Source organism: Pseudoalteromonas sp. SM9913 (assembly GCF_000184065.1).
GTDB classification, from domain to species: Bacteria; Pseudomonadota; Gammaproteobacteria; order Enterobacterales; family Alteromonadaceae; genus Pseudoalteromonas; species Pseudoalteromonas tetraodonis.
This window is the reverse complement of the sequence record NC_014800.1, coordinates 682,112-704,884: the sequence shown is the minus strand read 5'-3', so window position 1 is coordinate 704,884 and position 22,773 is coordinate 682,112. Positions and strand designations below refer to the sequence as shown.

Below are 22,773 nucleotides of genomic sequence, written 5' to 3'. Positions count from 1 at the left end.
TATAAGGTATTTAAGGCTAAGGGTGTAAAATACATATATAACGTAATGATTTATATAAATAATATTAAAAATAGTGGATCAGCATTGTACGTGGTTAAGATCAGATCCTTATCTACTTGCAGATCAGCTTTTTACTAAGCGAATATTTACAATCTAAGTTACGCACAGGTTAAGCACTGAGTTACTCACAAATACCTACCTGTAGATCATATTTTTACTAAGTAAATTATAAAGTTATGCACTAAGCAATAGTGATAATGCATGGTTTAATTAGTATAGATCTGATCTGTAGTAAGTACAGATCAGATCTATGCTAACTCGAACTAAGCTTATCCACAGGGGGTTAAGATTTTTATATAATTTGTCGTGTAAAATATAAAAAAAAACACTTTGTAATGGACAAAATTATTATTTAGTTAGTAAAAATTTGGCTTATCAACACTCAGTTAGTAAAAATGTGATCTGAAAACGCTTGTTTTAAGTTTTCCTTAGTAAAATACTGATCTGAGCATTTTATTTGAAGTCAGATCACTTTTATACTAACTTAAACATTTAACTTTTGTGGCTTTATGTGTTGTTATTAGCTGTCACAATAAAAACGGAAATAAAAACCATGAGCCGAAAGGTCAACATCTCGGTAGATAACTTGCCCGATACACTTAGGGGCCAAATTCACGGGGTGGAAAGTGCGATCGATAACGAAAGCCTAGCACTATTTACAGATAATAAAGATGTGCGAATTTCGATAGAAAATGCAGCCCATGGGTTACGCGCTTACTCTAACACATTTAACCATTATGATCTGTGGGGACGTTTTGTTCGCTCAGGCCACAAAAAACTGCCACTTGAAGAAGCCCCTAAAAAAACCATCATTACGCGTAAGATATCTGAAAAAGTAGATGGTATTTTATATGATGGCGAAATAAAAATAACACCGGCTGTGGTCAGTACTCGTAAAGATGGCGAAGATGTAGAATATTTAGTGTGGCCATCAGATAGAGAAGAAAAAGTAGAGCGCGCATTAATTCGCCTAGCTTCAAAAGGTAAAATTGTAAAAATTAATTTTAAGTCCGGTATTCAATATGCCGTTGTGTTTTCTATGAACGAATTAGCACAAGAGCTTAAAGCGGTTGGCCAATCTATGCCATATCCGCAAATTAAAGAGTCGCTTGAAGCATTGCAAGGTTCTAAACTTTCTTTTAAATATTCTGCAACGGATACTAAAAATTCTGATATTGATGATTCGTTTTACGAGTCTAATATGAACTTTTTATCGTCTTTGCACTTTAGTGGTAAGAAAGGCCAAGGCGGAAATGTAAAATGTGTTGCGTGTTTAAATGCATTTGTACACAACATGATTGATAACCTTGAATACAAAGGTTATTACTTTAACAGTGCACAAGAATTAAAACGCGGATTATCGCGTTGGATGATGCTACGTTTATATCATTTATGGCGTTATGCAGCACCAGGAAAAACCTACCATTTTAGATTACTTTCTATTATGGAAAAATATGGCTCTATTTACTCAACGGATGATATTACCGAAAATAAATTAAAAGCACTGCGTCGTGATATGACAACCACGATGAAAGATTTAATTGAAAAAGGAGCAATATCTGAATACAGCATTACCAATGTTAAAGATGATAAAACCGGCAACATAGTCGATTACACTTATGAAATGCATCCGTCTGATCAATTTTGTGATGAGATATTGGCATTAAATAAACACAATAAGCGTATTGAAATACAAGGCGGTAAACGCATTGTTGAAAATGCGGTATTGATTGATGAAGATAAGCTGGAAGAAATTGTAGAAAAGTAATTCTATTTATTTTTACCAACAAATATATTAAAGGCCACATTATGTGGCCTTTTTAACATAATTTATTTAGTTACTTGTTCTAAATATAATCGGTCCACTAGAAAATCATATTCGCGTTTTCGGGGATGCGATAAGGGTTTTTGGTAACTCGGTAGTTCGCCAAATTTTACGTCGGGCTGTGGGTTAATTAGTATAAAAGGTAAAGCAGCACTAACATGATAGCGATTTTGTGCAGTGTACCTCACATTAACTTGAGGACTAACTCGAGTAGGGCGCCTAATTCGCAATTTTTCTTTTTCACCCAAACTGGCTACTCGAACCTGTTCTTGTGCAACCAGTGACTGCCATTTTTGCTGATCAATCATTCGCGGGTTTTTATAGCCTGCCGATTTTTCTAACATTTCAAGCGCCATTTTTTTTGTAAGTGTTTTGGTTGCGTGTTTATGCATCCAAGTAAAGCGAACAGAAAAAGGGGATTCAATTTCACTATGAATTTTACGATACGCCGCAAGCGTTATTAAATTTGGCATTGCATTATGCACCGCTTCAAATCGCGCGTCGTTATTATCTATTGCTAAAATACAATTTTTAAAAGCTGCTTTTGCACTATTTACCTGTGCTATGCGATCAATAATGGCTTGTTTATTCGCCTCTTTTATTACTAGCAAACCAGGGTGTCGCTTTAATACTCGGCTGCTTAGCCCTGGCTTTTTATACATATCTGAGAAAGCATTTAAAATTGCCTTATGTGCCAATTCCCCTGTTATTTTTGAAACGCTTATAGACTCAGGAATTATATTTTCTTCAGTACTACTAATCTCAGGTAATTGAAAATACTCTGCTTTAGCAAAGCCAACCCCTTTAAGCTCATCAATTAAGCTAAGTGTTAATTCATTGAGTAAATCAAACTGACTTCTTATTTGTACCTTTGTAACCATTAGCTACCTACCTAGAACACATCTTACTTATATACTATTCTCGCAAACAACCCTTTCTTTTGATATTTATTTCTTTAAATAACATGCTTTAGCTAAGATTTACAGTAATTTTAATTAAGTATGATGTGTTCTTTATGGTTTTTTAAGTACTTTTGCTTCATATACTTTAAAGGAAATAATAGAAGGGCTGAGTTAAGGCACTGAGCTTTGTATGAAGCGTTAGCATAAATATTTAAAAACGCATAATTGAGTAGCATTCTTTTTTAAAACCACCCGTAAAGTTAAGATTACATAAGTGCTAATTAAGTATGATGTGTTCCTATTACTATCTGTGTCACCATCGCTTAGCTGTTAAGCTTCTACTCAAGCCATTATAATGCACACTCTACCTACTTAGATTATTGTTTTTAAATGTTTATTTATTTTTGCTTTATAAACTTGCTCATCAAAAGTAACTCAAAATAGGCTCTTAAATCTTATTAAAATTTAACTAATAACTAAATAATTGGTAAATAGTGTATTTAGTCCTTGAACAAAGCACACTGCATACGTTAATTTCATTACATCAGGTAATAGGAATGAGGAATGAACATGCAATCGTGGAACCCAAATAGCTGGAGAGAACTGCCAATACTGCAGCAACCACAGTACCCAGATCAAGACGTATTAAAGTCGGTAGAAAGCCAGTTGAAAAGTGCACCGCCTTTAGTATTTGCCGAAGAAACAAGAAGTTTATTTAAACAACTTGAAGACGTATGCGAAGGCCGTGCCTTTTTACTTCAAGGTGGAGATTGTGCAGAATCGTTTAGCGACTTTAATGCCGCTAATATTCGCGATACATTTAAAACCATCTTACAAATGGCTGTAGTATTAACCTATGGTGGAAAGTGCCCGGTTGTTAAAATTGCACGTATGGCAGGTCAATACGCTAAGCCACGTTCAGCCGACTTAGAAACAATAGACGGCGTTTCGTTGCCATCTTACCGTGGTGATATAGTAAATAACTTTGAGTTTACTGAAGAAGCACGTATTCCAGACCCTCAACGTTTAATGACGGCATATCATCACAGTGCGGCAACGCTAAATTTGCTACGCGCTTTTGCACAAGGTGGACTTGCCGACTTACATCAAGTTAACCGTTGGAACATGGGCTTTGTTGCTGCTAATCCACAAAAAGCAAAATACCAACAACTTGCAGACAAAATTCAAGACGCGTTAGAATTTATGGAAGTGTGTGGTATTAATTCAACTATAGCGCCAAGCTTAAAAGAAACTGATTTATACACGTCACACGAAGCGTTATTACTAGGCTACGAAGAAGCATTAACACGTAGAGACCATTTATCAGGTGACTGGTACGATTGTTCAGCACACTTTGTTTGGATTGGTGAACGTACTCGCCAGCTAGACCATGCCCATATTGAATTTTTTAAAGGTATTAAAAACCCAATTGGCGTTAAAGTTGGACCAGGTATGGATCCAGACGAGCTTATCCGTTTAATCGATGCGCTTAACCCGGATAATATCCCAGGCCGATTAACACTTATCACGCGAATGGGTGCGGATGTATTACCAGAGAAGTTACCTGCGCTGGTGCGTAAAGTACAGCAAGAAGGTCGCAAAGTAATTTGGAGCTCAGATCCAATGCATGGCAATACTGAAAAAGCCAGCTCAGGTTATAAAACTCGCAGCTTTGATAACATTATGCGCGAAATTAGTCAGTTCTTCGCTGTTCACAAAGCTGAAGGCTCATACGCAGGTGGTGTTCATTTAGAAATGACCGGACAACACGTTACTGAATGTACCGGTGGTGCATACGGTTTATCAGATGATGACTTAGCGCAGCGTTACAAAACTCAATGTGACCCTCGCTTAAATGCCGATCAAGTATTAGAGCTTGGCTTTTTAGTTGCAGACCTTTTAAAAGATGCTCGCAAGTAATACTCTCCTAATAAGTTAAAAGCCGCTATTATTTAGCGGCTTTTTTGTGTGCTGTGTGTCATTACATGCTTAAATCACACATTAGTTTGTTAGTACTTACGACGCTCAAGGCCTGTATCAGAAATGATTTTTGCTGAAATTTCTTCAACTGAATGGTGAGTTGAATTTAAATGTGCAATTTTATGTTTTTTATACAGCATTTCAACTTCGCGCACTTCAATACGACACTGCCTGATTGATGCGTATTTTGAATTTGCCATGCGCCTGTCTCTTATTGCAGCCAAACGCTCTGGATCAATAGTTAAGCCAAACAGTTTATGCTTATAAGGCACTAAGCATTTTGGTAAACCTTCGCTTTCTAAGTCGTCTTCGGTGATCGGGTAATTGGCTGCTTTAATGCCATACTGCAAAGCTAAATAAAGACTGGTGGGTGTTTTACCACTTCGACTAACGCCAACTAAAATAATATCAGCCTCCGCAAAGTTTTTAATGTTGCCACCATCATCATTCATCAACGCGTAATTAACGGCATCAATTCTAAAATCATAACTTTTTTCATGAATAGAGTGTGTTCTGTGTACTTTTGGTACTGGCGCTACATTTAATTCTTTTTCAATTTTTTCACTATAGGTACTTAAAAAATCGTATGAAACTGCATCCGCTGAGCGAATAATCTCAGACAGCTTATGATTCACAAAAGTAAAAAACACCAAAGGCTTTTCACCTTGCTTAGATGACGTGGCGTTAATAAGCGCTTTTATTTCATGCGCTTTTTCTTCAGTTTCTACAAAAGGGATTGTTTTATGATTAAATTCGACAGGGAATAAAGATAAAGTCGCATGACCAAACACTTCAGATGTGATTGCTGTGCCATCTGAAATATAAAACGCAGTTCTCATAAAGCCTCTTTTTATTACATTTAATTTTAAAATCAGTGTATCACGGTTTACGTGGGGACGTTTGCCAGTGTAGAATGGTGGCGACCTTTATAAAAGGTTTTCTTTCTTAACTCTCACAGTTACTACTACAATTTGTTTTTTGGAGAAAGATCCGTGCAAGAATACGTTCTCTGGTATCAAGAGCTTGGTATGCAAGATGTTCCTCGAGTTGGCGGTAAAAATGCGTCACTTGGTGAAATGATTTCAAACTTAGCTAACGCAGGTGTGCAAGTCCCAGGTGGTTTTGCTACTACCTCAGACGCTTTTAACGAGTTTTTAGAACAATCAGGACTCAACGCAAAAATTCATGACATTTTAGATACACTCGATGTTGATGATGTAAACACACTCGCCAAAGTCGGCGCCGATATCCGCCAGTGGATTATCGATACCCCATTCCAACCTAGTCTAGACAAAGCAATCCGCGACGCATACAGCCAGCTACATGGCGACACAACTGCAGATGTTTCATTCGCTGTTCGTTCATCAGCAACCGCTGAAGATATGCCAGATGCCTCTTTTGCAGGCCAACAAGAAACGTTTTTAAACGTTGTTGGTATTGATTCTGTAATGACAGCCATCAAACACGTATTCGCTTCGTTATTTAATGACCGTGCAATTTCTTATCGTGTTCACCAAGGCTACGATCACCGTGGTGTTGCCTTATCAGCAGGTATTCAACGCATGGTTCGCTCAGATAAATCAGCATCAGGCGTTATGTTTAGTATTGATACTGAATCTGGTTTTGAAGATGTTGTATTTATTACATCAAGCTATGGTTTGGGTGAAATGGTTGTACAGGGTGCGGTAAATCCTGATGAATTTTATGTTCATAAACCAACGCTGCTTAAAAACAAGCCATCAGTAGTTCGTCGTAATATTGGCTCTAAAGCCATTCAAATGATTTACTCTCAAGACAAAGCCCACGGCAAACAAGTAGAAATTGTTGATGTAGATCCAGCACTTTCAAACAAATTCTCGATTACAGATGAAGAAGTGCAAAACCTTGCCAAACAAGCTGTAATCATTGAAAAACATTACGGTCGTCCAATGGACATCGAATGGGCAAAAGATGGTAACGATGGCAAACTATATATAGTTCAGGCGCGTCCAGAAACAGTTCGTTCAAACGAAGACACTAACGTAATGGAACGCTTCCAACTTAATGGCAGCAGCAATGTTGTTGTTGAAGGCCGTGCAATTGGTCATAAAATTGGTAGTGGTGTTGTGCGTGTACTTGATTCAATCAAAGAGATGGACCAAGTACAAGTAGGTGACATTTTAGTTACCGACATGACCGACCCAGATTGGGAACCTATCATGAAACGCGCGGCTGCGATTGTTACAAATCGTGGTGGTCGTACATGTCATGCTGCAATTATTGCACGTGAGTTAGGTATTCCAGCCGTTGTTGGTTGTGGTAATGCAACAGACTTAATTAAAGCAGGTCAAGAAGTTACCGTATCATGTGCCGAAGGCGATACAGGTTTCATCTACGAAGGTATTTTAGACTTTGAAGTGTTAACTTCACGCGTAGACGAAATGCCTGAACTGCCAATGAAAGTAATGATGAACGTAGGTAACCCAGATCGCGCATTCGATTTTGCTCGTTTACCACATTCAGGTGTTGGCCTTGCGCGCGTTGAGTTTATCATCAACCGTATGATTGGTGTTCACCCTAAAGCGTTATTAAATTTTGATGCACAAACTGATGCATTAAAAGCAGAAATTACTGACATGATTGCCGGTTACGAATCACCTGTTGAATTCTATATTGGCAAACTTGTTGAAGGTATTTCTACCCTAGGTTGTGCGTTTGCTCCAGAGCGTGTAATTGTGCGTATGTCTGATTTTAAATCAAACGAATACGCAAACTTAGTGGGCGGCCAGCAATACGAGCCAGAAGAAGAAAACCCAATGATTGGTTTCCGTGGTGCTGCGCGTTATATTTCTGAAGATTTCCGTGATTGTTTTGCCCTTGAGTGTGAAGCAATAAAACGTGTTAGAAATACCATGGATATGACTAACATCGAAATCATGATCCCATTCGTACGTACCCTTGAAGAAGGTAAACGCGTTATTGAATTACTTGAAGAGCATGGCCTTAAACGTGGCGAAAATGGTCTTAAAGTAATTATGATGTGTGAACTTCCGTCAAATGCATTAATGGCTGAAGAATTTTTAGAATACTTCGATGGTTTCTCTATCGGCTCTAATGATTTAACTCAGTTAACGCTTGGTCTTGACCGTGATTCAGGTTTAATTGCGCACTTATTTGATGAGCGCGACCCTGCAATCAAAAAACTTCTTTCTATGGCTATTAAAACAGCAAAAGAAAAAGGTAAGTACGTAGGTATTTGTGGTCAAGGTCCTTCAGATCATGAAGATTTTGCTGCATGGTTAGTAGAGCAGGGCATTGATTCTGTCTCGCTTAACCCAGATACAGTACTAGAAACATGGTTATACTTAGCTGATAAACTCGCTAAATAAATTACCTTGTTAAAAAAATGCCAGCATCTGCTGGCATTTTTTATGGCTTAAAATGTGTGTTTTGCTAATTTTTTATCTAAATAAGCACATGAACGAGTAAGCGCTTTTTGACACCACGCTAAATAACCTCTCGCTTTTGGGTAATACATAGAAAAGCACAGTAAACCTGCAATAAAAAATATTAACGAGGGTCCAGGTACTACGGCAAATAGTAGTCCTAATAAAATAAACAGTGTCCCGCTGATCTGTATAAGTAGTTTTTTCATATAAACCTCATAGTAGGCGTTTAATTTGATTATAATTGCAGCTGCTCATATTACGATTAAAAGAGTGTTACAAACTGTAAAATCTTCAATTTCTATTAGCCATCACCATGATATAATTACACAAATGCATTAAAAAGCGCCGCCATGATAGCAACGATTACACAACAAGATGCCGCGACCGAATTGGTTGCAAATTACTTAAATACCATAAAAAATCAAGGGTTTACTGGAGATACAGACGCCAGTTATGCAACGAGGCTGACTGCATCAACCGATAACAGTATTTACCAGCAGCTTCCGCAAGGTGTTATTTTTCCAAAAAGTGAAAAAGACATTCAAATTGCCTTACAAACTGCATCTCATGACCCGTTTTTGTCGTTAACTTTTGGTCCTCGCGGTGGCGGCACAGGCACTAACGGACAGTCTTTAACCCCAGGTATTGTGGTTGATTTATCACGTTACATGCGTGAAATCCTCGAAATAAATGTAGAAGAAGGTTGGGTACGAGTTCAAACGGGCGTGATAAAAGATCAACTTAACGACTTTTTAAAACCGTATGGATTTTTCTTTTCACCCGATTTATCTACCAGTAACCGCGCCACCATTGGCGGCATGATCAGTACAGATGCATCTGGCCAAGGTTCATTAGTTTATGGCAAAACCAGCGACCATGTTTTAGGGCTAACCACGTATTTAGTCGACGGCACAGCAATGTGTACCAGCCCAATAGACATAGAAAAAGCAAAAATAATTGCCGATCAAGACTCATTAATTGGGCAAATATACAAAACAGTTTTAGATATTTCAATTAGTGAACGCGACGCTATATTAGCCAAATTCCCACGATTAAATCGCTTCTTAACTGGGTATGACCTAGAGCATGTACTAAGTGAAGACTTACAAACTTTTGATATGAGTCGACTAATTACAGGTTCTGAAGGCTCATTAGGTATAGTTACTGAGGCGAAATTAAACCTAACACCCATTGCTGAATTTAAAACACTCATCAATATAAAATATGACAGTTTTGATTCTGCACTTCGCCATTCACCATTTTTGGTTGATGCCCGTGCTACCTCGGTTGAAACCGTTGACAGCAAAGTTTTGAATCTTGCGCGCGAAGACATTATTTGGCATTCAGTATCGGACTTAATAACCGATGTACCAAATAAAGATATGCAAGGACTCAACATGGTTGAGTTTAATGCTGTATCACCACAAGACATAAAAGACAAAGTAGACACTTTATGTAAATTATTAGATGAGTGCGTTGAAAATCAAACTAATGGGGTTATTGGCTATCAGTTAACAAGCGATAAAAGCGATATACTAAAAATTTATGCAATGCGTAAAAAATCAGTGGGTTTATTAGGTAATGTAAAAGGAAGCCAAAAGCCCCTCGCGTTTGCAGAGGATACTGCCGTACCGCCTGAAAATTTAGCCGATTACATTGTCGAATTTAGAGCATTACTCGACAGCTATAATTTACAATATGGTATGTTTGGCCATGTTGATGCCGGTGTATTACATGTTAGACCTGCACTGGATATGTGCGACCCAGAACAAGAAAAATTACTACGTACAATTTCAGATGAGGTAGTAAAACTCACCGCTAAATACGGTGGATTAATGTGGGGCGAGCATGGCAAAGGATACCGAAGTGAATACGGCCCTGAATTTTTTGGTGAGCATTTATTTACTCAATTACGAAAAATAAAGTCAGCTTTTGATCCTAATAATAAAATAAACCCCGGTAAAATATGTACGCCAATTGAAAGTAAAGACTCACTAGTTAGTGTTGATGGGCAGAAACGTTCTTACTTCGATAAGCAAATTTCTATTGATGTTAAAACCAGTTTTAACAATGCAATGACCTGTAATGGTAACGGCTTGTGTTTTAATTATGATGAAAACTCGCCAATGTGCCCATCTTATAAAGTGACCGGCGATCGTCGTAACTCACCTAAAGGTCGCGCGGGTTTAATGCGTGAATGGTTACGACTTCAAGAGTCAAAAGATGTTAATTTGCTTGAAGTAGAAAAAGAGCTAAACAAAGGTGAAGTGATCACCTGGTGGGAGCGTTTTGTTCATAGCCGTGAAAAAAATAAAGGCATTTACGATTTTTCTCACGAAGTAAAAGCATCAATGGACGAATGTTTAGCATGTAAAGCGTGTACTACCGCTTGCCCAATAAAGGTAGATGTACCAACTTTTCGAGCTCGTTTTTTAAATTATTACCATAGTTATTATGCGCGCCCACTGAAAGATTATTTAGTGGGTAGTATCGAAAATAGCGCACCGTTAATGTCAAAATTTGCTCGGATTATTAACCCAATTGTAAAAACATCATTGGTTAGTAGCATCATTAAAAAAACGGTCGGTTATGTTGATACCCCGCAGCTAAGTATTCCGGCACTCGGTAAACGTGTAAACAAAGCGCAAAAATTCGATTTAGATTTACTTAAAAAGTTAAGCGCCGATGAGCAAAATGATTATGTACTCATTGTTCAAGACCCATTTACCAGCTTTTACGAAGCCGAATTGGTTGAGAGCTTTATTACACTGATCACACAGCTTGGAAAAAAACCAATGTTGTTACCATTTAAACCCAATGGTAAACCTCAGCATGTAAAAGGTTTTTTACATGAGTTTAAAGTGACAGCTAAAAATGCCGCAGAATTTTTAAATCAACTTAACGAAATAAATGCGCCATTAGTTGGTTTAGATGCGTCTTTAGTTATGTGTTATCGCGATGAATATAATACAATTTTAGAAAATAACCGTGGTGATTTTCATGTGCAACTTGCTCATGAATGGCTAGAAACACAATCATTTAAACAGTTAACGGCTAAACAAAATTTAAATACTGAATTTACATTATTAAGTCACTGTACTGAAACAACCGCATTACCAAAAGCAGCAAACGTTTGGAAAACTATTTTTGATGAGCTTGGTTTAACATTAAAAACAACAAGTACTGGTTGTTGTGGAATGGCGGGTACGTATGGCCACGAAGCGCAAAACCAAGATAACTCTCGATCGCTTTACGAAATGAGTTGGAAACCTATTATTGATAAAAATAAACCTGAGCAACTTTTATCAACGGGATTCTCATGTCGCAGCCAAGTTAAACGTTATGAAAAGTTTAAACCCAAGCATCCGATAGAGTTACTGGCAAATGTACTTAGTTAATAATTTAATTAATTAAGCTGAAAATAAAAAGGCGTAACTTATTATTAAGTACGCCTTTTTATTTTGCTTATATTTATTTAGTTTTTTTAGCAAAACTATCTGCTATAGGTTTTGTACTAATACCGTGAATAAACACACTAAATAAAATTGTTGTCATGGCAATGGTCGCAATTTGAAATTTGTTTTCTATTTGTGTGTCTATTACCATTAAGGTAAAAACAATTGAGGCCAATCCTCTTGGCCCAAACCAAGCAAATGTAAAACGCTCTTTAATTGTTAGTGCTGTAAATTGCAATGACAGCATAACCGGTATTATTCTAATTAAAGTCGTACTTAATAATGCATACGTTATTATCGCTAAATTTAATTTAGGTAAAACTAAATAAGCACATACAAATCCAAACAAACACCAGATCATTAAAGAAGTAAAGTCAGCAATATGCTCTGAGTCTTCTATCAACTCTTTGCTTATTTTAGTAGTGGCGTATTTATCAAATAATAAACCCGCAACAAACACCGCAATAAATCCACTGCCATGAAAATATTGCGTAATCGAAAACACCGCCATAGCAAAACCTAATAATAAAAAAGGACTCGTGTTTTGCGCAAAGTAATGGCGCTTCATTGCAAAATTTAAACACGGAATAAAAATAGCGGTACTTGTAAAGGCAATTAATAAGGCTAAACCAAGTTCTCTGCCAAACACACTTAACGTTTGCGTTGCTGTGATTGCAGATTCAGGATTTTTTGCCAGTAATATAAATATTAAAAAAATAGGAACACATAAACCATCATTCAAACCACTTTCGGTATTAATTCCTTCACGAATTTTTTCAGGTACCTGCGTACTTGCCAATAACCCTTTACTCAACGCCGCATCGGTAGGCGTTAATATTATTGCAAGTAACGCCGCTTGAATAACAGATAAATCGGCAAACAAAAATAACCCAACGGCAATCCCAAGTAATAACGTTAAGGGGAGGGCGATAAATAACAGTAAACTTGGATACTGAAAGCTATGTCTTAAAACACTTAATTTTGACTTAGCCGCATCAGAAAATAAAAAAATACTGAGTGTCAATTCTATAAAGGGCAGTAAAAAATCTATGCCGGTTTTTATTCTGCTACTTTCGTTAGGTAAAAGTGTGGCAAGCAATATCCCACCAATTACAAAAAACATTGGCCCCGTTACTTCGGTTTTTTCTAGTTGGCGAAATGTTAAGGAATAAACTAAAAATAAAACGCCAATAAATGAGATCACTAAGTATTCCATTAAATTTTCCTTTTAATTCCAGATTTAGCCCGCTCTTTTATATTTGTTTGAATATAAATTTGATCGGTTGTAGCAATTTTTGCATGGCCTAAATCTTCAGATAAATGTTTTAAAGGGCGAGTTTGCGCGTCATGCGTTGCCCCCGTATGGCGTAGCCAATGCGCAGTGGCCGCTTCTAATTGTTCCGCGTCATCTTTAAATCCATCATCAAGTAAAGATTGTTGCGCAATATCGAAACTTTGTTGTACCAATCTGCGAATTTGTCTTACGGTCATTCCACCCTGACCACGAATTTTATGAACTAGAGGGTCTGACTCATCAACGCGGGGCAGAGCAGGCAAGCCTCGATACAAGCGATAACGTTTTAAATACTCAAGAAAATCATCACTTAATGTTACATCGCGTAATTTATTTCCTTTGCCCATTATTCGTAAAAACCAAAAGCCATCATTATCTTGCCAAAAATGAGACATAACAGGTGACCATTGTGGTCGCTCTGATAATTCTGAAATACGAAGATAGAGTCCTTTTAAACAGGCGAGGGTAAATAAGTTTCTTTCATACTCTGGTTTTTTTTCGCATATATCTCTGGTAACGCCAAATACATATTCCCATTGAATATCACTTAATGTATCGGGGATTTGTATTTGCGATTGCACAACCAAGTAGGGACTATTTTTTTTAACAACAGGTACAAAGTTAGCAAAGGTTTTTTCTTCTAAAATAGCGAATTTATAAAATACATTGAGGGCAGTAAACATGGCCGATAATGTTTGCTGACTCGCAATAGATTCTTTTAACATGAAAGGGCGCCAATTTTGATTTAACCGACGAATTCCTTGCTCATCTTTATAACGCCATTGAACAGATTTAGATGCCCATTTTTTATCCGGTTCAACCATAAAATCAACATAGGCTTCAATATCTTCACGCTTAAGTTCAAATACAGATTCTTCAGCTATAAGCCATGACCATAAATAAAAACGTTCCAACTCATTACGAAAACGACTATAGGTTGCCTCAGATTTTCGTCCATAAACATATAAAAACTGGTATAAAAAATTAAGATCAGCCTTTGATTCAGTTACAGTCAAGCTGACTTGCTGTATAAAAGAGGCTAGTTCTGGATATTCTGATGAGAGTGTATTATCTTCAAGATGAGCTATTTGATAACGTAATTGTTTTAATGTATCGACCAGAGCAACAAGCATAATAGTAAAATATATAAGAAAATAATAGACTTATAGGTTAACCTTAAAGTCCGATACTGTCTAGTATTGGACATAATGAATTTTGATATTTATGCTAAACGCAGATTTATTAACCATATACCTTATTAAAGGAAAAATCATGAAAAAATTACTTCTGTTGAGCATGTTAGTTATTAGCGTTTTATTAACAGGTTGCGCTACTACAGGCAGTGCTTCCCCTGGAGAAAAACGTGCTTTAGTACAAAGTATGAAATCGAATACATTAACTGCTCTATACGAAAAAAAACCAGATGTTAAAACTCAAATTGCAAACTCTGCCGGTTATGCTGTATTTGATAATGCCAATGTAAACGTTATTTTAGCCAGTTTTGGTGGTGGGTACGGTGTAGTAAAAAATAACCTAACCGGAAAATCTACCTATATGAATATGGGTGAAGCTGGTTTAGGCTTAGGTTTAGGTGTTAAAGATTTCAATATTGTGATGGTTTTTCACGATCAAGCTGCGTTAAATAGATTTATTAAACATGGTTGGGCGTTCGGTGGTAATGCCGATGCTGCTGCAAAATACCAAGATAAAGGTGGCGCTTTAGTTGCCGAAGCTATTGCTGACCAAGTTACTGTTTACTCTTTAACCGAAAGTGGCCTTGCACTGCAAGCTGTTTTAAAAGGTACTAAATTTTGGGTCGATTCTGAGCTAAACTAAGCTATCAAAACCCTATCATAAGTGGGCTAGTTTGTATGATTACGCCCACTTTAATTTAAATTGCTTAATTTAACATAACATAACTTATGGGTGATCATATATTTACTTACTTTAATATTTCACTCAGCTTATCCCCTCCAACTGGCCCATGGTCAGATTTTAGAATTTCTTATCATGACAACGTTATGTCTGCGCCTTGGGGCAAAGTGAAACCGTCCGATGTTCAACTCGTTCATCGATATAAATGGTCAGCAAAGGAACATGAATCCATGTATAAAATACTTAAGGGACAAAATAAGACCCAAGATTTATATTTATCTGACCTACAAAGCCAACTTTTGGATATAATTGGTGAAATATCACAAAGGACAGGTAACTAACTTTTCTCGAGATATAGAGCCTTAAAAAAAGGCTCTAGTAATTAGTATTAGATATTATTATTTATTAATTTCAGTGATACTTTTTAACTTTTCCTCTTCAATCTTCACTTCGATTCTTAACTTCTTCACTTTATAGTATTTTTCAATTAGTACGAATGGGTTAATCCATCGTGTAAGTAAATAGAAAGGCGTGATGTATATATTATTAAATAGTTCTATAAAATCTGTAAGCATGCTTACTCCATAATTAATTGTGCGATTTATTGTTAATCATGGGTATCACAATTTCATTGACAAAAGCATCTCTCTACATTATCATCTAAGTGTCAAGTTTAGATAAGTTGTATTAAAATACTTATTTCAAGCCGTTGCAACCCATGTAACGGTTACTTCTTTTTTTATCTCTTCTTATTGTTTCTTTACTTAGTAAAACATCCTTCTTATCTCTTAATGTAAATCCATTATAATATGTTTTTTACCATCAGCAAAACACACCTAATTTGTCAAGTATTATTTTTAATTATTACACATTATATTTAAATTAAATGGTATAGCTTTTGCTTTGAACTCAACTGGTAAGTTCATATAAGGTATGTTAACAATAAGAATGGTTTTCAAAAATACTAAGCAATTAATTCTGTCGATTATTACCGAATTTAATAAGTTTAAACTTTTACATTTGGTCAAACTGTCATGAATGACTGCATATGTAACCAATTAATAAAAAAGGGCTTTTCGCCCTTTTCTTTAATATTACGTACCGTAATTTATACGGTGATCAGCTATCAGCTATCAGCTATCAGCTATCAGCTATCAGCTATCAGCTATCAGCTAAAATAATTTAACGCTTATAAAATCTATTATTCAATGCTTATTATTCTCTTTTCATTGTTTAATGAATATCAGAAAACATGTATAAAATATTTAAAGTACAAAAAAACTTAGAATATTTATTTATCCGACCTAAAAAGCTAACTATTAAATATAATTAAAACTTAAACACTTTAATATAAAGGCTTACACTCTTTCATTTATATCGCTTGAGTTGGTTATTTTAATTTTTAAAGTTAAATTAGTTATATAACTTCAAATCAAAATTCTCAGCATTTAATTTTTTATCAAACGCCTCGGCCAATTTCTCAGTTTCACTAAACACGGTGTTCCAATATTTAATACGCGTGTCTGCATCAAGATCAGTAAAGTCGTTTCTGTCTGGGATTTTTCCGTAAGGTAAACCCGCGACAAATTCTTTTGATGGGGTGATCATCACAACGTTATCATAATTTTGTGGTGACACTTTTCGTTTTAAATTTTTATCGAACCACCCTGCTTTTGGTTCTGAATTAAAATGCGGATACAAAATTAAGCCTGGGTTATTAATTTTTAAATCAAAGTGGTAATCAATAATGCCGCCATCGCGGTAAATTCCTGGTGGGGAACCGGCAATATTTTTTATGCCTTGCATTACTAGTGGTATAGAGCCCGATGCCAATAAGGCATCTTTTAAATTTGTTTGTGTGAGTGCGATATTTTGAGTTTTAAAATTGTAGCTGTCGGTAATACTTAAATCACTATTGGGCGCGCCAAAAATAAAACGCTCATATTGCGAGCCTAATAATTTTCGATTAACGCGGTTAAGCATATAACTTTTTGATAAACCCAAAAGCTGTATTAATTTATTCTCACTGGCAATAAACCCGTTAGATTTTGCGACAATAAAATGCGCTTTAAATACCGGATTATTTATAATTTCAGTAACGCCATCATCACCAAATACATCTTCAAGTAATGCGCGGGCTTTAGTGGTAATCTCAGTTGGGGTGGGTTTATTACTAGAATATCGGGTTTGCGAATACGATTTTGCTAAACGTTCAATGGCTTTAACTGGATCGTTTTGTGCAAAACACGCAGAACGAAAAGCCCCTGCCGATGAGCCAATTAAATTAAGCGGTTGGATGCGATGTTTAAAAAATTCGCCAAATATATATTTGTCTAAGCCAAATAAGGTAAACCATTTAGGGCCACCACTTGCCCCTAAAAACGAGGTAAAAAGCTCAGGTTTAAACCCTTGTTCGTTTATTATTTTTGCTGCAGTTTTACCTGCAAAAATGTCGATCATCTAAAAATACTACCTGTAGAGTCGCAGTTTAATGTTGTTAAAGCCAAACTTAAAAATGAATACTTATGCAATAAAAAACTTTTAAACTTTAATCTTAATCCCAAATTCCGTCTTCACATTTGCCCTGCACTTTTACGTTTTTTACCTTAAATTCAGGCTCTATGCCTTTGTCTCTTTGTGCGTGGTAGTCGTTAGTAACAGACAAAATAGTTGGCGTTAACAGTATAATAGCGATTACGTTCACCACTGTCATTAACCCTAGGGCAATATCGGCTAAATCCCATACTTGTTTTAATGTGGCTGATGCGCCCCACAACATCATTGATAAATAAAGCAAAGTATAAATACCGCGCCCTACTTTGTTATCAAGCTTAAATAGGTGCAGGTTACTTTCAGCGTAGGCGTAGTTAGCAACCACCGAGGTAAAAGCAAATAAAGTAATGGCAGCGGCTACAAAATACACGCCGCCTTGCGCTAAGTGTGAGGTCATAGCGCTTTGGGTTAAACGAATGCCTTCCATTTCGCCGCTTATGTTCACATCGGCCAATAAAATAATAACCGCGGTACAGCTACAAAGTACAATGGTGTCGAAGAACACGCCTAGCATTTGTATGTAACCTTGGGTAACCGGGTGGTTAGGAATGGGGCTGGCACTTGCCGATGCATGCGGCACACTACCTGCGCCTGCTTCGTTTGAATATAACCCCCGTTGAATACCGTTTTTAATCGCCGCCCCCATGGCGCCTGCGCCTGCTTCTTGTAAGCCAAATGCAGATAAAAATATATCTTTTAGCATACTGGGTACTTGGGTAAAGTTAATCAGTGTGATTATCACAGCAACCAGCACAAACACGATGCCCATAACAGGGACTACTCGCTCAGCAAAGCGGGCGATGGCTTTAAAGCCACCTAAAATAATTGAACCGGCTAACAAAGTGATCACGATGCCGGAGTAGTGAGTGGGAATTTCAAAGGCATAATTAAGCGCATCGGTAATGGTGTTGGTTTGCATGGCGCTAAAGGTAAAGCCGTAACCTAAAAATAAGCATAAAGCGAAAACAATGGCAAAGCCGCGACTGCCTAAACCTTGTTGAATGTAATAAGCAGGCCCGCCTCTAAAATCGCCATTACTATCTCGAATTTTATAAATTTGCCCAAGGATGCTTTCTGCAAAACCGGTCGCCATACCCAGTATGGCAATCACCCACATCCAAAATATGGCGCCACTTCCACCAAGTGATATAGCAACAGCCACACCGGCTAAATTACCAGTACCAACACGCGCACAAAGCCCGGTACATAACGCCTGAAAAGAGCTAATGTTATTTTTATCACACTTGCTACTACCTTTTAGCAAGCTAAACATATGTGTAAATTTAACGAGTTGAATAGCTTTTAAACGGACAGAAAACCATATGCCAGCAAAAAGTAAAATGTAAATGAGTACTTGGCCTTCGCCCCATAAAAGGCTATTTACACTTTTGATCAGCGTGTCGAACATCAGGCTTCCTTTTTATTATTATTTGCCACGGTATTAATTTAGCGACGTGAGTGTTTAAGTTTAGTAGAGACTTAGCCACTTTATAATAAAGCTAATTAGATGTGAATTATTTTTCTTTATTGGTGAATATAAATTCACCCAATAACTAATTTATATTGCAGTGTAATTGCTGATGTAAAAGGAATGTTTTAGGAAGGAATTAGTCGCGTGCTTTAATAACCGTTCGCGCGTTATTTTTGAGGTAAAAAAACGAAAATTTCTCACGGCTAAATGACTGCCATGAGAACAATAAATGATGATTTATTACCTTGCTGATAATAAACACACAGCTACGCTATGTAGCTGTGTTTATAATCATCCTGATCTGGGTGATGGTTTTTTAAGTAGTTATGGCCTGCTGCTAAACCAAGTTTATAGTCAAATCGTAAGTCATCATTTGAGCTGCCTAATAACTTACTATACAACTTTTGATTTGCAAAAATTTGGATTATTTCTACATCTTTTGGTGGGTTAGCAATAAATGCTAACTCATCTTCGTAAGCTTGCTCATGTTGTAATAAGTAGTCTATTGTTTTTGGGCAATAGCCAGATACTTCAACAAATGATTTTAATTTACTTACCCATGCTGATTGAGCCTGAAAGGCTTCATCAACGGTGCGTATAACCACAATTTTGCGTGCGCCACGATTATATGCTTCGCGTACAGGAAGCGGTGCGGCAAGGCCACCGTCTAAGTAAAAATCAGACTCTGACTGTATCTCGGTCTTACCTAATTCATTTGCGGCTAATGCATTTAACCACGGCGTCAATTTTACACCTTGCTTATATAAAAATGGCAGTGCACTTGACGCTTTTAATAGCTCTCGCCATTGCTGGCCTTCCCCTGTTGGGGATAAAAAATAAGGTTTGCGATCACGGGCATTAGTTGCAGTAATTAATAGCTCACGGTCACCTAAACTGGCTTTTGCGGTTTTAAAATCAAGCGCTCTGTTCACTTCGGTAGTTTTATCAAAGTACCAATCTAGGTCAACAATATGTTTACCCATTAGGCCGCGACCTAATTGAAAAAAACGTTTATGACGCGAAAGGCCTCTGATCAGGCGTTTAGCATAGCCTTTTTGACGCGCCAAATAGCTTGTTAAGTTTTGAGAGCCTGCAGATGTGCCAATAAATAAGTCAAATGGATCATACTCTTGCTCTAACCAGGCATCGAGTACACCCGCGGTAAATATCCCTCGTTGTCCGCCACCTTCTGCTATCAGCGCTACTTTTGGCTGCACTGAGTTGTTGCCTGAATGGGGTGTCGTACTATTTTGAGATTTCACGCTTTACCTTCCTATTTATTTAGCTGAATTTTGTTGCATACCCTTATAATAATCGTTCAATATTCATAATTAAAATTGATTGTTTAAATCAGTTCTATTGAAAAAATAGAACAAGCTTTTTCATTGCCACTTTTTAAAATAATGTAAAATGGCCCCGACGTAATCAACTTTAATCTGTTTAATAGCATAACAAGCGTTGAGTGTACGCTTGCTTAACCAATTGCTTATCCATGTTTTATTTGCATTAAAATTTCAAGCGCTTTATGGCGCTTTTCATTATCAAATAAGTCGTTGGTGAATATAAGCTCATCAACCCCTAATTGATTTACAATCATTTCTAGCTTGTGTTTAATACTGGCTGGCCCACCGGTAACACTTAATCCTAAAAAGCTCTCAACATGAGCGCGCTCTTGTTCGCTCCACAAACCTTCCATTGTTTCTACTGGGGGTTTTAACCACAGCTCGTCGCCTCTAATTAACGATAACACTCGCTGTTTGGATGTAGTTGATAAGTACTGTGCTTCTTCATCTGTATCTGCAGCTACTAAAGGTAATGCCAACATGACATAAGGCTTAGCTAATACATTTGATGGTTTAAATTCTCGTTTATACAAGGCTATTGCATCATGCACAAAACGCGGTGCAAAGTGCCCCGCAAATACATAGGGTAATCCTTTTTGTGCAGCTAACTGCGCACTAAATAAACTTGAACCTAAAAGCCAAATGGGCACATTGGTGTTTTCACCAGGTATTGCTCGCACGCGCTTAGTTCCCTCATAAGGGCCCAATAATGTTTGTAACTCGCTCACTTCATTAGGAAAGTTTTCAGCACGACTGATATCGTTATTTAATGCACGACTTGTCACAGGATCGCTACCCGGGGCGCGCCCTAACCCTAAATCAATTCGACCTGGGTATAAACTTTCTAAGGTGCCAAATTGCTCAGCAACAACTAAAGAAGCATGATTAGGTAACATAATTCCACCCGACCCTACGCGTATTTTTTTAGTGTTACCGGCTATGTGCCCCACCAAAATTGAAGTAGCCGCACAAACAATCCCAGGCATATTATGATGCTCGGCTAACCAAAAACGGTTAAAACCGAGTTCCTCGGCTTTTTGTGCGTAGGCTGTACTTTTATTTAAGGTGTCACTCACAGTGGCGCCTTTAGGCATAGGCGCCAGTTCTAATAACGAAAAAGGAATAGTTGATAACAAAGTAGTACCTCCAAATTAAATAGCGATTTATAGTGCTAGCCATAAATAATGAGTCTATGCTAAGAGATGGGTGTGTATGACAGTCAATTCAAGGCGCCTTGCCTTTTAAAAGCTAAATAGCGATGTGATTGAACAACAATTAAGTTAGCTATTTTTAGCAGCAGTGTGTTGGCGCTTTAGTTTATAAGCTTCTGAATCAAGCCCTTTTTTCCAATAGCCCGATGCAACAATTTGACTGCGCGGTATAGCTAATTCATCAGTTAATATGGTTTTTGCTTTACGGACTAATCCGGCTTCAAGTGCCATAAATACAATAGGTTGTTGCTCACTAAGTGGTAGCGATTTTAATGCGTTTATCATATCTGTATCGGGGTTATTTGTTATTAACCAAGTTACATCACGCGAGGAGTCTAAGCTAATCACATCATCTTTTGTTGGTGCATGAATAATCGCGTCAATTTTTGCGTTTATAGGCAATTGTTGCACGTAGCCTTTAATTGCATTAACCGAAGTTAAATCGCCAAGTAATAGATAATATGAATGATCATAGTTATCCAACTTTTTAGGGCCTGGCCCTGCTATACCCACTTCATCGCCTACTTTTGCTTCTTTAGCCCAATTAGTGGCTGGGCCTTGGTGCATATTTATCACAAAGTCGAGGGTAAGTGCACCAGTGTGCTCATCAACATGTCTTATAGTGTATGAACGCATACACGTAGTTTTAATATTAAAGTCAACGCGGCCATTTTGTGGAATAAGCACCTTAACGTAGTTACCAATGTATTGGGCACTCAGGTCGTTAAACTCATCTGAGCCGACAATAATGCGTTGTAAATGTGGGGTTATTTGCTTTGTGCTTAATACGGTTGCTTTGCGTACTTTTTTACCCATATAAATTTACCTCACTAAAATGATGAATTGCACAACGCCCCATTGGTTGATAAAATCAACTATAGCAATTTAATTGACTTTGTCAACCATTATGGATTTATTATGAACTCTTCATTGGCCAATACATTATTTGCTTTAATGCAAAATTATCGCGTTACCATACGCGAAGCCATTAATGCAGGTGAGCTTGGATTAAACGCGATGCATGTGCGTTGTCTGCATATTATTGCAGCGACACCTCAGTGCACTGCTAACGATATTGTGAATCAAACCCAACGCGACAAAGCCCAAATAGCACGGTTAGTGAAAGAACTGCTCGCGCTAAACTTAATTCATAAAAATGCCAGTGAGCATGACAAGCGTTGTTTTATTCTGTCGTTTACCGCACAAGGGTGCACGCTTTACGACAAATTATTAAACGCTGAGCAGCATGTAAATGCGCAAATGTGTAAAAACTTAAACCCACAGCAAATCAATGACTTCTTAAATACAGCTCAGCAAATGATCAAAAATATGGATTGATCGCAGATCCATTACTTGGCATAACTTATATAAAACGC

16 protein-coding genes are annotated in these 22,773 nt (G+C 37.2%); 6 read left to right on the top strand and 10 right to left on the bottom strand.

Translation table 11 applies throughout. From position 1 onward, the window contains the following. The first annotated feature begins 613 nt into the window (after positions 1-613). The gene (locus PSM_RS18280) at positions 614-1,828 is read left to right on the top strand and encodes a hypothetical protein (RefSeq protein ID WP_013463357.1); all 1,215 of its coding nucleotides are present in this window, start codon (positions 614-616) and stop codon (positions 1,826-1,828) included. Positions 1,829-1,890: 62 nt separating this feature from the next. On the opposite strand, the gene PSM_RS18275 is transcribed toward PSM_RS18280, so the two are convergent. Beyond that, positions 1,891-2,766: a DNA replication terminus site-binding protein gene (locus PSM_RS18275; RefSeq protein ID WP_013463356.1), complete on the bottom strand. Its 876-nt coding sequence runs from the start codon at positions 2,764-2,766 to the stop codon at positions 1,891-1,893. Positions 2,767-3,357: 591 nt separating this feature from the next. Here PSM_RS18275 and PSM_RS18270 point away from each other — a divergent pair. After that, complete coding sequence (locus PSM_RS18270; RefSeq protein WP_024602472.1) at positions 3,358-4,707, top strand: class II 3-deoxy-7-phosphoheptulonate synthase; 1,350 nt, start codon at positions 3,358-3,360, stop codon at positions 4,705-4,707. An 89-nt stretch (positions 4,708-4,796) separates the two neighbouring features. Here PSM_RS18270 and ppsR read toward each other — a convergent pair whose 3' ends face one another. Next, positions 4,797-5,606 (bottom strand): posphoenolpyruvate synthetase regulatory kinase/phosphorylase PpsR, encoded by an 810-nt coding sequence (ppsR, locus tag PSM_RS18265; protein WP_008464475.1) that lies wholly within the window; start codon positions 5,604-5,606, stop codon positions 4,797-4,799. A 153-nt stretch (positions 5,607-5,759) separates the two neighbouring features. Here ppsR and ppsA point away from each other — a divergent pair, with 153 nt between their 5' ends. After that, complete coding sequence (gene ppsA / locus PSM_RS18260; RefSeq protein WP_016898933.1) at positions 5,760-8,135, top strand: phosphoenolpyruvate synthase; 2,376 nt, start codon at positions 5,760-5,762, stop codon at positions 8,133-8,135. Between the two features lie 47 nt (positions 8,136-8,182). Here ppsA and PSM_RS18255 read toward each other — a convergent pair whose 3' ends face one another. Next, positions 8,183-8,401 (bottom strand): PGPGW domain-containing protein, encoded by a 219-nt coding sequence (locus PSM_RS18255; protein ID WP_013463352.1) that lies wholly within the window; start codon positions 8,399-8,401, stop codon positions 8,183-8,185. A 144-nt stretch (positions 8,402-8,545) separates the two neighbouring features. Between PSM_RS18255 and ydiJ the strand changes: the two genes are divergently transcribed. After that, positions 8,546-11,593, top strand: coding sequence for a D-2-hydroxyglutarate dehydrogenase YdiJ (ydiJ, locus tag PSM_RS18250; RefSeq protein WP_013463351.1), 3,048 nt, complete (start codon positions 8,546-8,548; stop codon positions 11,591-11,593). Positions 11,594-11,666: 73 nt separating this feature from the next. Here the strand turns inward: ydiJ and PSM_RS18245 are convergent, their stop codons facing one another. Together PSM_RS18245 and PSM_RS18240 are read right to left on the bottom strand one after the other, a co-directional pair. Next, positions 11,667-12,866, bottom strand: a complete 1,200-nt coding sequence (locus PSM_RS18245) for a cation:proton antiporter (RefSeq protein ID WP_013463350.1) — start codon at positions 12,864-12,866, stop codon at positions 11,667-11,669. Next, complete coding sequence (locus tag PSM_RS18240; protein ID WP_013463349.1) at positions 12,866-14,077, bottom strand: tyrosine-type recombinase/integrase; 1,212 nt, start codon at positions 14,075-14,077, stop codon at positions 12,866-12,868. Before PSM_RS18240 ends, PSM_RS18245 begins: the two co-directional genes overlap by 1 nt. A 139-nt stretch (positions 14,078-14,216) precedes the next feature. Between PSM_RS18240 and PSM_RS18235 the strand changes: the two genes are divergently transcribed. Further along, positions 14,217-14,780, top strand: a complete 564-nt coding sequence (locus PSM_RS18235) for a YSC84-related protein (protein ID WP_008108715.1) — start codon at positions 14,217-14,219, stop codon at positions 14,778-14,780. Between the two features lie 1,452 nt (positions 14,781-16,232). Here PSM_RS18235 and PSM_RS18225 read toward each other — a convergent pair. The 5 genes from PSM_RS18225 to PSM_RS18205 all read right to left on the bottom strand — a co-directional run bounded on the left by PSM_RS18225 (position 16,233) and on the right by PSM_RS18205 (position 22,213). Next, positions 16,233-17,279, bottom strand: coding sequence for a patatin-like phospholipase family protein (locus PSM_RS18225; protein WP_013463346.1), 1,047 nt, complete (start codon positions 17,277-17,279; stop codon positions 16,233-16,235). A 94-nt stretch (positions 17,280-17,373) separates the two neighbouring features. Continuing rightward, positions 17,374-18,780, bottom strand: coding sequence for an alanine/glycine:cation symporter family protein (locus tag PSM_RS18220; RefSeq protein ID WP_013463345.1), 1,407 nt, complete (start codon positions 18,778-18,780; stop codon positions 17,374-17,376). A gap of 329 nt (positions 18,781-19,109) precedes the next feature. Further along, positions 19,110-20,105, bottom strand: a complete 996-nt coding sequence (locus PSM_RS18215; RefSeq protein WP_013463343.1) for a patatin-like phospholipase family protein — start codon at positions 20,103-20,105, stop codon at positions 19,110-19,112. 224 nt (positions 20,106-20,329) lie between these two features. Further along, positions 20,330-21,322 carry an LLM class flavin-dependent oxidoreductase gene (locus PSM_RS18210; protein ID WP_013463342.1) on the bottom strand — a complete coding sequence of 331 codons (993 nt, stop codon included), beginning with the start codon at positions 21,320-21,322 and terminating at the stop codon, positions 20,330-20,332. A gap of 144 nt (positions 21,323-21,466) precedes the next feature. After that, on the bottom strand, positions 21,467-22,213 hold the full coding sequence (locus PSM_RS18205) for a siderophore-interacting protein (protein WP_013463341.1): 747 nt from the start codon (positions 22,211-22,213) through the stop codon (positions 21,467-21,469). 102 nt (positions 22,214-22,315) lie between these two features. Here PSM_RS18205 and PSM_RS18200 point away from each other — a divergent pair, with 102 nt between their 5' ends. Further along, a complete protein-coding gene (locus tag PSM_RS18200; RefSeq protein ID WP_013463340.1) occupies positions 22,316-22,735 on the top strand; it encodes a MarR family winged helix-turn-helix transcriptional regulator in 420 nt (139 codons plus the stop codon). Positions 22,736-22,773: the final 38 nt, after the last annotated feature.

Excerpts from the sequence above, each read along its gene's own strand:
- ppsR (WP_008464475.1), bottom strand. The coding sequence starts at position 5,606 with ATGAGAACTGCGTTTTATATTTCAGATGGCACAGCAATCACATCTGAA.
- PSM_RS18240 (WP_013463349.1), bottom strand. The coding sequence starts at position 14,077 with ATGCTTGTTGCTCTGGTCGATACATTAAAACAATTACGTTATCAAATA.
- PSM_RS18205 (WP_013463341.1), bottom strand. The coding sequence starts at position 22,213 with ATGGGTAAAAAAGTACGCAAAGCAACCGTATTAAGCACAAAGCAAATA.
- PSM_RS18280 (WP_013463357.1), top strand. The coding sequence starts at position 614 with ATGAGCCGAAAGGTCAACATCTCGGTAGATAACTTGCCCGATACACTT.
- PSM_RS18275 (WP_013463356.1), bottom strand. The coding sequence starts at position 2,766 with ATGGTTACAAAGGTACAAATAAGAAGTCAGTTTGATTTACTCAATGAA.
- PSM_RS18235 (WP_008108715.1), top strand. The coding sequence starts at position 14,217 with ATGAAAAAATTACTTCTGTTGAGCATGTTAGTTATTAGCGTTTTATTA.
- PSM_RS18270 (WP_024602472.1), top strand. The coding sequence starts at position 3,358 with ATGCAATCGTGGAACCCAAATAGCTGGAGAGAACTGCCAATACTGCAG.
- PSM_RS18225 (WP_013463346.1), bottom strand. The coding sequence starts at position 17,279 with ATGATCGACATTTTTGCAGGTAAAACTGCAGCAAAAATAATAAACGAA.
- ydiJ (WP_013463351.1), top strand. The coding sequence starts at position 8,546 with ATGATAGCAACGATTACACAACAAGATGCCGCGACCGAATTGGTTGCA.
- PSM_RS18220 (WP_013463345.1), bottom strand. The coding sequence starts at position 18,780 with ATGTTCGACACGCTGATCAAAAGTGTAAATAGCCTTTTATGGGGCGAA.
- PSM_RS18200 (WP_013463340.1), top strand. The coding sequence starts at position 22,316 with ATGAACTCTTCATTGGCCAATACATTATTTGCTTTAATGCAAAATTAT.
- PSM_RS18255 (WP_013463352.1), bottom strand. The coding sequence starts at position 8,401 with ATGAAAAAACTACTTATACAGATCAGCGGGACACTGTTTATTTTATTA.
- PSM_RS18245 (WP_013463350.1), bottom strand. The coding sequence starts at position 12,866 with ATGGAATACTTAGTGATCTCATTTATTGGCGTTTTATTTTTAGTTTAT.